This window comes from Pseudomonas sp. PDM16 (assembly GCF_014851865.1).
Taxonomy (GTDB): Bacteria; Pseudomonadota; Gammaproteobacteria; order Pseudomonadales; family Pseudomonadaceae; genus Aquipseudomonas.
This window is the reverse complement of sequence record NZ_JACVAM010000001.1, coordinates 1,313,622-1,327,514: the sequence shown is the minus strand read 5'-3', so window position 1 is coordinate 1,327,514 and position 13,893 is coordinate 1,313,622. Positions and strand designations below refer to the sequence as shown.

At 63.7% G+C, this 13,893-nt stretch carries 15 protein-coding genes; 5 read left to right on the top strand and 10 right to left on the bottom strand.

Going from position 1 to position 13,893, the window contains the following annotated elements; genetic code table 11:
- Positions 1-2 precede the first annotated feature (2 nt).
- The 8 genes from bfr to IB234_RS06120 form a co-directional block, all read right to left on the bottom strand.
- Positions 3-467 (bottom strand): bacterioferritin, encoded by a 465-nt coding sequence (gene bfr / locus IB234_RS06155; protein WP_192315389.1) that lies wholly within the window; start codon positions 465-467, stop codon positions 3-5.
- Positions 468-829: 362 nt separating this feature from the next.
- Complete coding sequence (locus IB234_RS06150; RefSeq protein ID WP_192315387.1) at positions 830-1,591, bottom strand: ABC transporter permease; 762 nt, start codon at positions 1,589-1,591, stop codon at positions 830-832.
- Positions 1,588-2,520 (bottom strand): ABC transporter ATP-binding protein, encoded by a 933-nt coding sequence (locus IB234_RS06145; protein ID WP_192315385.1) that lies wholly within the window; start codon positions 2,518-2,520, stop codon positions 1,588-1,590. The genes IB234_RS06150 and IB234_RS06145 overlap by 4 nt, the downstream gene beginning before the upstream one ends.
- 49 nt (positions 2,521-2,569) lie before the next feature.
- Positions 2,570-3,094 (bottom strand): SRPBCC family protein, encoded by a 525-nt coding sequence (locus tag IB234_RS06140; protein ID WP_192315383.1) that lies wholly within the window; start codon positions 3,092-3,094, stop codon positions 2,570-2,572.
- Positions 3,095-3,157: 63 nt separating this feature from the next.
- Positions 3,158-3,586 carry a YybH family protein gene (locus IB234_RS06135; RefSeq protein WP_192315380.1) on the bottom strand — a complete coding sequence of 143 codons (429 nt, stop codon included), beginning with the start codon at positions 3,584-3,586 and terminating at the stop codon, positions 3,158-3,160.
- Positions 3,587-3,603: 17 nt separating this feature from the next.
- Positions 3,604-4,377, bottom strand: coding sequence for a DUF899 domain-containing protein (locus tag IB234_RS06130; protein ID WP_192315378.1), 774 nt, complete (start codon positions 4,375-4,377; stop codon positions 3,604-3,606).
- 54 nt (positions 4,378-4,431) lie between these two features.
- A complete protein-coding gene (locus IB234_RS06125) occupies positions 4,432-4,776 on the bottom strand; it encodes a YciI family protein (RefSeq protein ID WP_043308846.1) in 345 nt (114 codons plus the stop codon).
- A gap of 88 nt (positions 4,777-4,864) precedes the next feature.
- A complete protein-coding gene (locus IB234_RS06120; protein ID WP_192315376.1) occupies positions 4,865-6,091 on the bottom strand; it encodes an RNA polymerase sigma factor in 1,227 nt (408 codons plus the stop codon).
- A 280-nt stretch (positions 6,092-6,371) separates the two neighbouring features.
- On the opposite strand from IB234_RS06120, the gene fdhD reads away from it, so the two are divergent.
- The 5 genes from fdhD (at position 6,372) to IB234_RS24110 (ending at position 11,607) form a co-directional block, all read left to right on the top strand.
- A complete protein-coding gene (fdhD, locus tag IB234_RS06115) occupies positions 6,372-7,190 on the top strand; it encodes a formate dehydrogenase accessory sulfurtransferase FdhD (RefSeq protein WP_192315374.1) in 819 nt (272 codons plus the stop codon).
- Positions 7,187-9,487 (top strand): FdhF/YdeP family oxidoreductase, encoded by a 2,301-nt coding sequence (locus IB234_RS06110; RefSeq protein WP_192315372.1) that lies wholly within the window; start codon positions 7,187-7,189, stop codon positions 9,485-9,487. The genes fdhD and IB234_RS06110 overlap by 4 nt, the downstream gene beginning before the upstream one ends.
- A 172-nt stretch (positions 9,488-9,659) precedes the next feature.
- Positions 9,660-10,601: a lysylphosphatidylglycerol synthase transmembrane domain-containing protein gene (locus tag IB234_RS06105; RefSeq protein WP_192315370.1), complete on the top strand. Its 942-nt coding sequence runs from the start codon at positions 9,660-9,662 to the stop codon at positions 10,599-10,601.
- 25 nt (positions 10,602-10,626) lie between these two features.
- A complete protein-coding gene (locus IB234_RS06100; RefSeq protein WP_192315368.1) occupies positions 10,627-11,355 on the top strand; it encodes a class I SAM-dependent methyltransferase in 729 nt (242 codons plus the stop codon).
- A 123-nt stretch (positions 11,356-11,478) separates the two neighbouring features.
- A complete protein-coding gene (locus tag IB234_RS24110) occupies positions 11,479-11,607 on the top strand; it encodes a hypothetical protein (protein WP_263864181.1) in 129 nt (42 codons plus the stop codon).
- A 20-nt stretch (positions 11,608-11,627) separates the two neighbouring features.
- Here IB234_RS24110 and IB234_RS06095 read toward each other — a convergent pair whose 3' ends face one another.
- Both IB234_RS06095 and IB234_RS06090 read right to left on the bottom strand, forming a co-directional pair.
- Entirely contained in the window at positions 11,628-12,737 is a 1,110-nt protein-coding gene (locus tag IB234_RS06095) for a fatty acid desaturase family protein (RefSeq protein ID WP_192315365.1), read from the bottom strand.
- Positions 12,718-13,806: a flavin reductase family protein gene (locus IB234_RS06090; protein ID WP_192315363.1), complete on the bottom strand. Its 1,089-nt coding sequence runs from the start codon at positions 13,804-13,806 to the stop codon at positions 12,718-12,720. The genes IB234_RS06095 and IB234_RS06090 overlap by 20 nt, the downstream gene beginning before the upstream one ends.
- Positions 13,807-13,893: the final 87 nt, after the last annotated feature.

Here is a 13,893-nt window from a genome sequence, read left to right as displayed (position 1 = left end):
GATCAGGCTTTCGATTGCAGGTAATTCTGCAGCCCGATGCGGTCGATCAGCCCGAGTTGCTGCTCCAGCCAGTAGGCATGGTCTTCCTCGGTGTCGTTGAGCTGCAGCACCAGAATGTCGCGGCTCATGTAGTCGCCGTGCTTCTCGCACAGCTCTATACCCTTGGCCAGTGCGGCCCGTACCTCATATTCGAGATTGAGATCCGAGCGAAGCATTTCCGGCACGGTAGCACCGGGGCGCACCGCCTTCGGAGTCATGTCCGGGGTGGCCTCGAGGAACAGGATGCGCTGCAGCAGAGCGTCGGCATGCTGGGTCTCCTCCTCCATCTCGTGGTTGATCCGCTCATAGAGCTTGGCGAAGCCCCAGTCCTGATACATCCGCGAATGGAGGAAATATTGATCGCGCGCGGCCAACTCGCCACGCAGCAGATCCTTCAGATAATCGACGACTTCAGTCGCGCCCTTCATGACTCGGCTCCCGCTAAAAAGATCTCTCAGGGCGGCAGCTTCGGCTCTTGAAGCACATTGGTCAAGCAACAAAACGTCGCGCTTACCTGAGCGATTCGCATTAGCGCAAAGCCGCATGGATACTGGGCTGCAGGGAATTCTAGCAATAACGAAAATCACTGCATCCGCAGGATTTTCTCAAGCGGGAAACGCATGCATGAAGCTCCTTGAAAAGGTCCACGCGGAGTGCAACTTCGCACGCGGATTCACCTGCGGCCGACGGGGCGATCACCTCGCGCTGTTCGGCTGAACGACCCAGGCATCAAGCATGCCTGGATGAGACCGGTGGCCAGCCCAGGCATGCGTGCAACTGAAACCAGCGGTCACTGCCTCAGCCGATAGCCGGTCTTGAAGATCCAGCTCACTACCAGCACGCAGGCCAGCAGGAAGCCGAGGATCATGCCGATGCTCAGGCCGAGGTTGACGTCGGCGACGCCGAAGAAGGCCCAGCGGAACGCGCTGATCAGGTACACCACCGGGTTGAACAGGGTCAGCTTCTGCCACAGCTCCGGCAGCATGCTGATCGAGTAGAAGCTGCCGCCGAGGAAGGCCAGCGGCGTGACGATCAGCGCCGGCACCACCTGCAGTTTTTCCCAGCCATCGGCCCACACGCCGATGATGAAGCCGAACAGGCAGAAGGTGACCGCCGTCAGCACCAGGAAGACCAGCGCCCAGACCGGATGCGCCACCTCGAAATCGACGAACAGACGCGAGGTGGCGAAGATGATCAGGCCGAGAATGATCGACTTGGTCGCCGCCGCGCCGACGTAGCCGAGCAGGATCTCGAAGAACGACACCGGCGCCGACAGCAGCTCGTAGATGGTCCCCGAGTACTTGGGCATGTAGATGCCGAACGAGGCGTTGCCGATGCTCTCGGTGAGCAGCGCCAGCATGATCAGGCCGGGCACGATGAAGGCGCCGTAGCTGACGCCGTGCACCTCGGTCATGCTCGAACCGATGGCCGAGCCGAACACCACGAAGTACAGCGAGGTGCTGATCACCGGGGTGGCGATACTCTGCAGCAGGGTACGCCAGGTGCGGTGCAGCTCGAACAGGTAGATGGACTTGATGGCGTAGAGATTCATACGCGCTCCTTTTCGTGGACCAGGCTGACGAAGATGTCTTCCAGCGAGCTCTCGCTGGACTGCAGGTCCTTGAAGTCGATGCCGTGCTGGGCCAGGTCCTTGAGCAGTTCGGCGATGCCGGTGTGCTCGCGCTGGGCGTCGAAGGTGTAGACCAGCGCATGGCCCTCGTCGGCCAGCTCCAGGCCGTGGCTGGCCAGCTCGGCCGGCACGCAGGACAGCGGGTGCTTGAGCTGCAGAGTCAGCTGCTTCTTGCCCAGCTTGTGCATCAGCACGTGCTTGTCCTCCACCAGGATGATCTCGCCCTTGCGGATCACCCCGATGCGGTCGGCCATCTCCTCGGCCTCCTCGATGTAGTGGGTGGTGAGGATGATGGTCACGCCACGCTCGCGCAGGCGGCGGACCATGTTCCACATATCGCGACGCAGCTCGACGTCGACGCCTGCGGTGGGCTCGTCGAGGAACAGGATCGACGGCTCGTGGGAGAGTGCCTTGGCGATCATCACCCGGCGCTTCATGCCACCGGACAGCTCAAAAATCTTGGCGTCGCGCTTGTCCCACAGCGACAGATCCTTGAGCAGCTGCTCCAGGTACTCGGGATTCGGCTTCTTGCCGAACAGGCCGCGGCTGAACTTGACCGTGGCCCAGACGCTTTCGAACACGTCGTTGACCAGTTCCTGCGGCACCAGGCCGATGGCCGAGCGCGCGGCGCGGTAGTCGGCCTTGATGTCGTTGCCGGCCACGCGCACCTGGCCGGAGCCCGGATTGACGATGCCGCAGATGATGCTGATCAGGGTGGTCTTGCCGGCGCCGTTGGGCCCCAGCAGGGCGAAGATCTCGCCCTGGCGGATGTTCAGGTTGATGTTGCTCAGCGCCGGATGGCCGGACTTGTAGGTCTTGCTCAGGTTCTCGACGGAAATCACCGATTCCACGGTTACTCCTTAGCCAGGCAGTAATGGCAAAGGCGCGATTGTACGCCGATCAGCTCTCCTCCACGCGCATACGCAGCTGCTGCAGGCCCTGCTCGAAGTCGCCGCCGACCATCTTGTCCATGTTGAACACCAGACCCATGGCCTTACCGATGAAGCCGTTGTGGCCGGTCATGCTCCAGTTCACCCGCGTGCCGGAGCCCTCGGGCTGGAAGCTGAATTCGGCCAGGTTGCTGGCGCGGAAGGGTTCGAGGAACTCCAGCTGGATCAGCACTCGCTCGCCCGGCACGCTTTCCAGGATGGTCGCGCTGCCCTTGCCCACTTCCTTGTTGCCAGCCCAGTGCTGGGTGGCGCCGACGCCGCGCTCGGCACCCGCGTAATCCACCCGCATCGCCGGGTCGCGACGGGCCCAGGGCGACCAGTGTGGCCACTGGTGGAAGTCCTCGATCTGCGCCTGCAGCGCGGCGGGCGGCGCCTGTATCAGCGCCGAGCGCTCGACGCGAAACTGGTCGGGGCGCGTGGCGATGAACACGGCCAGGCCGGCGACCAGCAATACCAGGATCATCAAAATGCTCATGCTTCTCTTCCCTTGCATAGTTGTTATCTCCCTGGAGGCCTCCACTGGGAGGCCGCACCCGGCTCAGGGCTGCAGCTCGAACAGCGCCTGGCCACTCTCCGGGTCGAACGGCGCGGAGAAGTGGTCATGCACGATGCGCCACTGCCCGCCGATGCGCCGGTAGCCCTGGGTCACGCGCATCCAGCAGTTGTGCGTGTTGCCCTCGGCATCGCTGCCGCCGCAGTGGCAGAGGAAGTGGCCGAAGCCGACATCGCCCTCGCCCCACTGCTGCAGCTGGTGAACCTCGAAGGTCACCGGCCCCGGGCACATTTCCAGGCAGGCCTTCCAGTGCGCCTTGTAGACCTCGCGGCCCTTGAACTGCAGCTGCAGGATGGCATCGAAGGCGACCAGATCGTCGGCGTAGTGGCCAAGGATGGCGTCGACATCACGGGCCTGGTTGGCCGCTTCCCAGCTGCCTACCAGGGCTTTCAGTTCGCTCTGTACGTTGCTCATGGGTTCGCTCCTCGCGCTCAGGCGCAGCAATCGTGTTTGGTGGGTTTGGCGCCGTCGTACTGGTCGTGCAGGCGCACCCAGTTCAGGCCCTTGCCTTCCAGGTTGGCCATGCCGTCCCAGCCCTCGCCACGACCGAAAGGCGTAAGGTCAAGGAAGTGGTGGGCGTTCATCAGGATGTCCAGGCCGCGGGCGTAGGTCGAATAGGTGTGGAACACCTGCTCGCCATCGCGCAGGAACACGCTGGCGCCGGGCAGCTCGCCCTTGACCATGTCCAGCTGGCCCATGCGTTTGAGTTCGGCTTCGTTCTGGTAGTTGTACTCGACCGGCGCCTGGCTGGCGTCGATGGTGACGTGGAAGTCGTAGTTGAAGCGGCTGCCGAACGAGGAGTACCAGGGCAGCTTCCAGCCCATGCGCTGCTTGAAGGCCTCCAGCTCCGCCAGTGGCGCGTTGGAGACCAGCACCAGATTGGTGTCGCGGGCATGCAGGTGGGCCGGGTGGCCGATGTTGTCGGTGAGGAAGGAGCAGCCGGGGCAGCCCTCGCCTTTGTCGCGGTGGTACATGAAGTGGTAGACGATCAGCTGGCGGCGCCCGGCGAACAGCTCGGCCAGGCCGACCTCACCCTCCGGGCCGGTGAAGCGGTAGTCGGCCGTGACTTCCACCATTGGCAGCGCGCGGCGCTGTACGTTGAGCGCATCGAGCTGGTGGGTCAGGGCCTTCTCCTGTTCCAGCAGTTGGCGGCGTGCGACCAGCCACTCCTCGTGGCTGGCGATTTTCGGGTACTCAGGATTCATCGCAATTCCTCCCTAGATGGGTGGCGCCCTTCTCCCTAAAGAAGAGGGAAAGCCTCAGACCTGCAGTTGGCGCACCGGCCGCACCTCGACGCTGCCGACCCGTGCGGCCGGGATGCCACCGGCGATCTGCAGCGCTTCGTTGAGGTCGCGCGCCTCGATCAGATAGAAGCCGGCCAGTTGCTCCTTGGTCTCGGCGAAGGGGCCGTCGGTGATGCTCAGCTTGCCGCCGCGCACGCGCACGGTGGTGGCGGTGGCGACCGGCTCCAGCGGTTCGGCGGCGAGCATGCGCCCGCTCTGCTGCACGGTTTGCGCGTAATCCAGGCATTCGGCATCGCGCGGGCTGTCCGGTGAGTCGTGCAGGACTTTCTCGTCGCTATAGATAAGGCACAGGTATTTCATCGCTCTCCTCCCTGGCAGCGTTTTTCGCTGCGGTCATCCATTGGTCGAGCGGCGCATCGACAATTCGACAGGGCCGCGAGAAAAATTTTCAGGCGCTCGGCAGCTCCGCCAGACGCCGCTCGAGAAACAGGCGATCGGCGCCCTGCTGGCTCAGTTGCAGGGCGCGCTGGTAGGCGCTGCGCGCCTCGCCCCAGCGGCCCAGGCGGCGATTGAGATCGGCGCGGGCGGCGTGGGCCAGGTGGTAGTCGCCCAGCTCGCCGCGTTCGAGTATGGCCTCCACCTGGCGCAGGCCGGCCTCGGCACCGTCGCGCATGGCCAGGGCCACGGCACGGTTGAGTTCGATCACCGGCGACGGCGCGGCGCCCTGCAGCACGTCGTACAGGCCGACGATCTGCGCCCAGTCGGTGGCCTCCACGCTCGGCGCCTCGGCATGCACGGCGGCGATGGCAGCTTGCAGGCAGTAAGGGCCGATCTCACCGGAGGCGAAGGCGGCCTGCACCTGCGCCTCGCCCTCGGCGATCAGCGCGTGGTCCCACAGGCCGCGGTCCTGTTCCTCCAGCAGCACCGGCTGGCCCTCGGCATCGCTGCGCGCGGCGCGGCGCGACTCCTGCAGCAGCATCAGCGCCAGCAGGCCGCGCACTTCGGCCTCGGGCAGCAGCTCGCAGAGCAGTCGACCGAGACGGATGGCCTCGGCGGATAGATGCTGGCGGGTCAGGCTCTCGCCGCTGCTGGCGAAGTAGCCCTCGTTGAACACCAGGTAGACCACCCGTAGCACCGCCTCCAGGCGTTCGGGTAGCTCGCGCCGGCCCGGCACCTCATAAGGAATACGTGCATCGCGAATCTTGTTCTTGGCGCGCACGATGCGCTGGGCGATGGTCGGCGGCGTAGCCAGGAAGGCGCTGGCGATTTCCTCGGTGGTGAGGTCGCAGACTTCGCGCAGGGTCAGCGCTACCTGGGCGTCGGGCGCCAGGGCCGGGTGGCAGCAGGTGAAGATCAGGCGCAGGCGGTCATCTTCCAGCAGCTCGCCATCCCAGGCTTCGCCACCGACTGGCTCGTCCACCTCGTCGAGGGCCTGGAAGCGCGCCTGGCGACGCAACTGGTCGATAGATTTGAAGCGCCCAGCGGACACCAGCCAGGCACGCGGATTATCAGGCACGCCCTGCGCGGGCCACTGCTCCAGGGCGGCGCGGAAGGCCTCGTGCAGGGCCTCCTCGGCCAGGTCGAAATCGCCCAGCAGGCGGATCAGGGTAGCCAGTACCCGGCGCGATTCCTCGCGATACAGGCGCTCCAGAGCTGCCTCTAGGTCATCGTTCATTACATGCCTTTCGATTGCGGACGGGGCGGCGAGATATCAACGGGTGGATGCCCCCGGAAGGATCTCAAGAGATCGACGCCCACGAAATGAAATCGACGGACGGAAAGCACGACCACTTCCACACCTTAGGCCACGGTGGACACATGCGGGCATGAGACGGGCGAGCGCACTTAGCACCTGTTGTCGGATACGACATCGGACAGGCACCGATACGGACCATTAGACGAGACGTCTTCAATAGGCCTAGGCTGGGCCATTCCCTCACCGAGAAGGGTTGTTGATGCCTATCGTGCCCCACCTGCCACGCACCCCGCGTGGCTACATCTATACCGAACTCGGTGCCCCCTTCGTGCACGAGGCGGCCGCGCTGGCGGAAGAATGCGCCCTGGCCGTCGGCTACAACGGCCTGAACCACGCGGTAATGATGGTCTCACCCAGCGACCTCGAAGACTTCGTTCGAGGTTTCAGCCTCACTTCAGGCCTGGTGACTTCCATCGACGATATCCGGGATATTGCGCTGAGTGGCATCGGCGAAGCCCTTCAGGCTGAGGTCCAGATCAGCTCCCGCGCCTTCTGGGCACTCAAGCGCCAGCGCCGGCATCAGGCTGGCACCAGCGGCTGCGGGCTGTGCGGAGTGGCAGCGCTGGAACAGGCGCTGCCGAATCTGCCAGCACTGCCACCGCGCCCACTACCGCCAGCCGCCCACCTGGCCGGCCTGCGCGAGCGCATCGCCAAAGTCCAGTTACGAGCACAGGACACCGGCGCGCTGCACGGTGCATTGTTCGTCGACGAGCACGGTGCCTTGCGCCTATGCCGCGAAGACATTGGCCGACACAACGCCCTGGACAAGCTGATCGGAGCGCTGGCCCACCTGCGACTGGCGCCCCATGGCGGCTTTGCCGTCGTCACCAGCCGCTGCAGCCTGGAGCTACTGCACAAGGCCGTGCGCGCTGGCTTCGCCACGCTGGTCAGTCTCTCCGCGCCCACCGCCCTCACGGTGGACTGGGCGCGACGCCATCACCTGAACCTGATCCACCTGCCCCATCACAGCGCTCCGCGAATCTACAGTCCGGAGCCAAGCTTCGAGGAACATCCATGAGTGCAGAGCCCCGCTATCAGCCTTATCAGGGCCCTGCCGCCGGCTGGGGAGCGCTGCGCAGCGTCACCCAGCACTGGTTGGACAGCAAACAGCCGATCAAGAACCTGCGGGCGCTGCTCAAGACCAATCAGGACCATGGCTTCGACTGCCCAGGCTGCGCCTGGGGTGACTCGCCTGAAGATCACCTGGTGAAGTTCTGCGAGAACGGGGCCAAGGCCGTGAACTGGGAGGCGACGCGGCGCGGCATAGGGCGAGAATTCTTCGCCCGCTACAGCGTGGCCCAATTGCGCGAGCAGAGCGACTACTGGCTGGAACACCAGGGCCGGCTGATCGAGCCGCTGCGCTACGACACCACCAGTGATCGCTATGTACCCATTGCCTGGGACGATGCCTTCACCCTGATCGCCGATACACTGCGTGATCTAGAGAGCCCACATCAGGCGGAGTTCTACACCTCCGGAAGAGCCAGCAACGAAGCTGCCTTCCTCTATCAGCTGATGGTGCGCGCCTTCGGCACCAACAACTTTCCTGACTGCTCGAACATGTGCCATGAGGCCAGCGGAGTAGCACTAGGAGCGAGCATCGGCGTCGGCAAGGGCACGGTGACCTTTGCCGATTTCGCCCATGCCGACGCCATCTTCGTGTTCGGCCAGAACCCGGGTACCAACCATCCACGTATGCTCGAGCCGCTTCGCGAAGCAGTGGAGCGTGGCGCCAGTGTGGTCTGCTTCAATCCGCTCAGAGAGCGAGGTCTGGAGCGATTCCAGCACCCACAGCACCCGCTGGAGATGCTCGGCAACGGCTCCAAGCCGACCAGCAGCGCCTACTTCCGTCCGCATCTGGGTGGTGACATGGCTGCGGTCCGTGGCATGGCCAAGCTTCTCCTGCAATGGGAGCAGGAGGCTCCTGGCAGCGTGATTGATCATGCCTTCATCGCCGAGCATACAGACGGACTGCGCGACTGGATCGCTGCGGTAGAGCACACCGACTGGGCGCAGATCGAACGGCAATCAGGTATGAACCGCGCCGAGATCAAGCAGGCGGCGCGCCTCTATGTGCGTGCCGAGCGGGTGATCGCCTGCTGGGCCATGGGCATCACCCAGCATCGACACTCGGTGGCGACCATTCAGGAGATCACCAACCTGATGCTGCTGCGCGGCAATCTCGGCAAGCCCGGCGCCGGCCTGTGCCCGGTTCGCGGCCACAGCAACGTGCAGGGTGATCGCACCATGGGCATCAACGAACGCCCGCCGGCCAGTCTGCTCGATGCCCTGCAACGCCACTTCGCTTTCAGCGTACCGCGAGAGGTGGGGCACAACACCGTGGAGGCAATCGCCGCCATGCAAGAAGGCCGTAGCAAGGTGTTCATCGGCCTCGGTGGCAATTTCGCCCAGGCCACGCCGGACAGCCCGCGCACCCACGCCGCGCTGCAGCGCTGCCGACTGACCGTGCAGATCAGTACCAAGCTCAACCGCAGCCACCTGATGCACGGCCGTCAGGCGCTGATCCTGCCGTGCCTGGGACGCACCGATCTCGACCTGCAGGTCGGTGGCCCACAGGCCGTGACGGTGGAAGACTCGTTCAGCATGGTCCATGCCTCGCGCGGGCAACTCGCCCCGCTATCACGGGAAATGCGTTCCGAGCCGGCGATCATCGCCGGTATCGCTCATGCCCTGCTCGGCCCGCACCCTGTGGAATGGTTGCGCCTGATCGAGGACTACGGTCGCATCCGCGAGCTGATCGCGAGCACCATCCCTGGCTTCACCAACTTCAACGACCGCCTAGACCAACCCGGTGGTTTCCATCTGGGTAATGCCGCCGGAAGCCGTCGCTGGAACACCGTGAGTGGCCGCGCGCGCTTCGTCGCCAATGCCTTGCCCGACGAACTTCTACCGCCCCAGGTACGCAGCCAGGCCGACACCACGCACTTGGTGCTGCAGACCCTGCGCTCGCACGACCAGTACAACACCACCCTGTATGGACTGGACGATCGCTATCGTGGCGTGCACGGCATGCGCGAGGTGCTGTTCATCAATAGCCTGGACATTTACCGCCTCGGTTTCGAGGTAGGTCAAAGGGTGGACATAGTGTCGCAGTGGGACGATGGCATCGAACGGCGCGTGCGAGGTTTCACCCTGATCGCCTATGACACTCCTCCTGGCCAGGCGGCCGCCTACTACCCGGAAGCCAACCCGCTGGTACCGCTGGAGAGCGTGGGAGACGGCAGCCATACTCCCACTTCCAAGTTCATCGCCGTCCGCCTGGAGCCCAGTACGGCACCGCGACATATCACCTGATGCCGTCACGCTCTGTAACAGCCAGTTACGCCAGCTGAAAACGCACGGCTTGAGCCGAGCGCCCGGCTCCGTGATACTGCACGCCGATTTGCGCAGCGCCTGACCATTCATCCGGCGAATGCGCCCAATGGCCAATGGATTGCCTTCAGCAAAAAGACGGGAGCCATCGTCGATGATGAAAAGAAGCGACTGGATCTGGACTCTCATCGGTCTGGCCGCAGTCGTATTTTCCTGCTATCTGCTCTACAAGGAGATTCGTACGATCTCCCTGGACGAATTGCAGGACAGCCTCAACGCGATCTCGCTGCACAACTGGTTGATGGCCGCTGGTGCCACGCTGGGTGCCTACGTTGCGCTGGCCTGGTACGACCGCATTGCCATCGCCCATCTGGGCAAGAAAATCTCCTGGTGGTTCATCACCCTCTGCTCCTTCACCACCTATGCCCTGGCCCACAACATCGGGGCATCGGTGTTCTCTGGAGCGGTCGTGCGCTATCGGGCCTACACGAGCAAGGGCCTGGTGCCCTCTGAAATTGGCGTTCTGATCGTCTTCTGCTCGTTCACCTTCGCACTTGGTGTGCTGCTTTCCGGTGGCACCGTACTGGTATGCCAGCCCGACCTGATCAAGCGCGTGGCCGATGTCGGGCCGTGGTTGTCGGTGAGCATCGGCCTTCTGCTCCTGGGGCTGGTTGCCCTCTATGTGCTGGGCTCCTGGCGCCAGTTCAAACCCTGGACCTGGGGCAAGCTGCACGTCGAATACCCGCGACTGGGAATCGTCGGCCGGCAATTGCTGGCGGGCCCGCTGGAGCTGGCCTGTGCGGCGGCGATCATTTATTTCGCTCTACCAGGGGAGAGCAATCCGGGCTATCTGGTGGTGCTGGGAGTATTTCTCGCCTCCTTCTCCCTGGCGCTGCTTTCCCATGCACCTGGCGGGCTCGGGGTATTGGAAGTGACGTTCCTCGCCGCCATGCCCGAGCTACCCAAGGCAGACGTTCTCGCTGCATTGATCGTGTTCCGCATGTTCTATCTGCTGCTACCCTTCGCCCTTTCTCTGCTGGTGGTACTCGGCTTCGAGTGGGGTCAGTGGAGCCAGAGACGACACAGGCGGAGCTGACATGAACGGGGGCAAAGCAGGAAGCATGCACAGTATCGAAAGGATCTATCCCCATGACCTCGACCCCGCGAGCCCCAGCGACCAGGCAACTCTGCGCATCCACATGGAGCGCTACGAGTTCGCGGCACAGCACCTGAGCGGAGCGTGCGTGCTGGACATGGCCTGCGGCTGTGGCTACGGCACAGCCCTGCTGGCCGAACGCCACCCAGAAAAGCAGGTCGTCGGCGTCGACATCGACCCGACGGCCATCGCCTACGCCCAGCGTCATTACCAGCTGCCCAACTTGCGCTACCTGTGCGCCGATGCCGAGCACTTCGAAGCCGACCATTGCTTCGACACTATCGTGAGCCTGGAAACGATCGAGCACCTGCCAAATCCTCCACGCCTGATAGCCAATTACGCTCGTCTGCTGGCAGACGGGGGACAGGTCATCGCCTCGGTGCCCATTACCCCGACACTGGATGGCAACCCGCATCACCTGCACGACTTCAGCCGCAGGTCCTTCCTTGCCCTGTTCCGCCGGCATCGCCTGCTTCCGGGAACGCAGCATCTGGAACAGATCCAGTGGTGGGAGTTTCGTGGGCTGTTCTCGAGCCGCCCCGATCATGCCAAGCGTCACCGATCGGAAGGTGTAGGCAATGCGGTGCTTGACTACTACCGGCGCCACCCGGCCTATCTGATATCCCGCATCGCGGCGATGCTGCGCTATGGCTTCAGCAACCGCTATCTGACTTGTCTTTTCACCCTCAAGTAGCGACTAGACACGCCTGCTATCGCCAACATCGATGTGCACTATCGGCCGGCTTGAGTTCCCCCTGACCAGGCCCCGAGTACCATGAGCGGCGTCCCCAACCATCCTCCACGGAGGAAGCCCGCCATGAAACACTCACTCCTGATCGGCCTGATACTCACCGCGCTGTCGCACATGGCTTTCGCCCTGCCCGGCGAGGAGCAACCACCACTGGTAGAAGCAAAACCGGCCAGCAGCCTGACCGAAATCCGCTGACGCCAGCCTGTGGCATTCGCTCAGATAGCAGTGGCCGTCGGAGGCAGACGGTAGATCCAGATACGTTTCAACACGGTGGCGAACTGCGTCGACAATCGCCCGCAGTTGTACAACTGGCCATAGCGTTTGGCGATCTCACGTACCTGCGGCGCCAGCTCGGCGTAGCGACGTGCCGGCAGGTCGGGAAACAGATGATGCTCGATCTGGTGGCTGAGGTTGCCGGTGAGAATATGGAACAGCGTGCCGCCTTCCAGATTGCTGGAACCGCGCAGCTGGCGCAGGTACCAGTGGCCACGGCTTTCTCCCTCCACCGACTCCTTCGGGAACACCGCAGCGCGTTCGGTGAAGTGACCGCAGAAGATCACAAGGAAGGTCCACAGATTGCGCAGCAAATTGGCCACTACATTGCCTGCCAGCACCGCCATGGCGTTGGCACCGACGACAACGGCAAGCAGCGGAAACAGCAGGTAGTCCTTGCACCACTGGCGCAGCAGCTTGGCACCGAACTGACGGACCAGCGGCTTGACCTCGGCAGCCTCGATCTTGCCCTTGTACAGCTTGTCCAGGCGCAGGTGCTGGATAGCCACGGCGTACTGGAACAGCAGCGCCTGCAAGGTCACCCACAACGGCTGCCAGCGGTAGAAGGGCTTCCAGCGTTGCTCGGGAAACAGCCGCACCACGCCATAGCCGACGTCGTCATCCATGCCCAATACGTTGGTCCAGGTGTGGTGCACATGATTGTGGGTGTGCCGCCAGAAGTCGGCCGGCCCAGCGATATCCCACTCATAGCGGCGTCCAGCCAGCTCCGGATCGTTCATCCAGTCGTACTGGCCATGCATCACGTTATGCCCCAACTCCATGTTCTCGAGGATCTTGCCCAACCCCAGCAGCAAGGTACCGAGCAGCCAGGTGGGCGGAAACCAGCCAAGCATCAGCAGAGCCCGGCCGCTCCAGCAGCACAGGCGCACAACGGTGCGTACGCGACGGATATAGCGGGCATCGACATCGCCCAGGTCGGCCAGGGTGCTGCGCCGCAGGCTATCCAGCTCGGCGGCGAAGGCATCCAGTTCAACGGCGTTGAGTTCACGGTCCAGTCGCATCGCGGTAGTCCTAAAGATCGAGTTGCACATCGCCCAACGGGGCACTGACGCACAGACGAATGGGCTGGCCAGGCTCGGCGAAGGCTTCACCGCTGCGCAGATCGCGCACCGCGCCACCGAGCAGAGTGCAGGTGCAACTGGCGCAGATACCCTGGCGACAGCCGTGGGCCGGGCGCAACCCATGCTCCTCAGCCTGCTCCAGCAGGCTCCGGTGGCTATCGCCGGTTGCCTGCTGGCGACTACGGGCGAAGTCCAGCTGCACCGGTTGGCCAGGTTCGGCAACCCGGCGTAACGGACTGAAGGCTTCGCTCTGCATCGTTCCGCCCCAGCAACTGCGTACCGCCTCGACGAAGCCGGCCGGGCCACAGGCCAGCAGGTTGAAATTCGCCATGCCGAGCAGATGCCCCGGCTGGAAACGGCCGCCGTGAGCGCCCACTAAAGCATCCGGACCGGTGAGTAGCCAACGAACCTGCAGGTTGGGATGGCTCAGCATCAATTGCTGCAGCTCGGCCTGGTAGGCACGCTGCCCTGACTCGCGCACGTAGTGCAGCAGCATCACCGGTGCCGAGTAGCCCCGATCCAGCGCGTCGCGCAGCAAGCCAAGCAAGGCGGTGATGCCGCTGCCAGCCGCCAGCAGGCCGACACCGGAGGCCTGTTCCGGCCAGCATAAGTCGCCTTCGGCAGCCCCCAGCTCCACCCATGCGCCCACCGGCAGGTGATCGAGCACCCGATTGGAAAGCCGCCCGGCGGGCTGGCGGCGAATGCCCAGTTCGACGCGCCCACCAGGCCCGACCCGGGTCAGGCTGTAGCTGCGACCATAGCGCACACCCTCCATCTGCAAATACAGCTGCACATGTTGGCCAGGGAGCCAGCCCCGAGCGTTGCCATTGCAGCGCAGGTGCAAGGCAAGCAGGTCATCACTGACCCACTCGCGCCCGGTCACGCGGGCGAAGACACGGTTAAGCCGCCAAGCCGGATGCAGCAAGGCCAGCACCGCATCCACTTCCGCCTCGCGCAACCAGCGCCGCGCAACCAGCACACGCACCGGTCGCAGCAACGGCGCCAGCAAACGAACCAAGAAAATAGGCAACACGGCCATGAAGCAATCTCAGTGAACAAGTGTTCACAAAATGCCAGATCACATTTATCTCAGTCAACACTTGTTCACTGATTGTCATTCGACGCC

What these genes read in the sequence shown, in the direction of transcription:
- bfr (WP_192315389.1), bottom strand. Translation starts at nt 467, where the DNA reads ATGAAGGGCGCGACTGAAGTCGTCGATTATCTGAAGGATCTGCTGCGT.
- IB234_RS06150 (WP_192315387.1), bottom strand. Translation starts at nt 1,591, where the DNA reads ATGAATCTCTACGCCATCAAGTCCATCTACCTGTTCGAGCTGCACCGC.
- IB234_RS06140 (WP_192315383.1), bottom strand. Translation starts at nt 3,094, where the DNA reads ATGAGCATTTTGATGATCCTGGTATTGCTGGTCGCCGGCCTGGCCGTG.
- IB234_RS06135 (WP_192315380.1), bottom strand. Translation starts at nt 3,586, where the DNA reads ATGAGCAACGTACAGAGCGAACTGAAAGCCCTGGTAGGCAGCTGGGAA.
- IB234_RS06130 (WP_192315378.1), bottom strand. Translation starts at nt 4,377, where the DNA reads ATGAATCCTGAGTACCCGAAAATCGCCAGCCACGAGGAGTGGCTGGTC.
- IB234_RS06125 (WP_043308846.1), bottom strand. Translation starts at nt 4,776, where the DNA reads ATGAAATACCTGTGCCTTATCTATAGCGACGAGAAAGTCCTGCACGAC.
- IB234_RS06120 (WP_192315376.1), bottom strand. Translation starts at nt 6,091, where the DNA reads ATGAACGATGACCTAGAGGCAGCTCTGGAGCGCCTGTATCGCGAGGAA.
- fdhD (WP_192315374.1), top strand. Translation starts at nt 6,372, where the DNA reads ATGCCTATCGTGCCCCACCTGCCACGCACCCCGCGTGGCTACATCTAT.
- IB234_RS06110 (WP_192315372.1), top strand. Translation starts at nt 7,187, where the DNA reads ATGAGTGCAGAGCCCCGCTATCAGCCTTATCAGGGCCCTGCCGCCGGC.
- IB234_RS06105 (WP_192315370.1), top strand. Translation starts at nt 9,660, where the DNA reads ATGATGAAAAGAAGCGACTGGATCTGGACTCTCATCGGTCTGGCCGCA.
- IB234_RS06100 (WP_192315368.1), top strand. Translation starts at nt 10,627, where the DNA reads ATGCACAGTATCGAAAGGATCTATCCCCATGACCTCGACCCCGCGAGC.
- IB234_RS24110 (WP_263864181.1), top strand. Translation starts at nt 11,479, where the DNA reads ATGAAACACTCACTCCTGATCGGCCTGATACTCACCGCGCTGTCGCAC.
- IB234_RS06095 (WP_192315365.1), bottom strand. Translation starts at nt 12,737, where the DNA reads ATGTGCAACTCGATCTTTAGGACTACCGCGATGCGACTGGACCGTGAA.
- IB234_RS06090 (WP_192315363.1), bottom strand. Translation starts at nt 13,806, where the DNA reads ATGGCCGTGTTGCCTATTTTCTTGGTTCGTTTGCTGGCGCCGTTGCTG.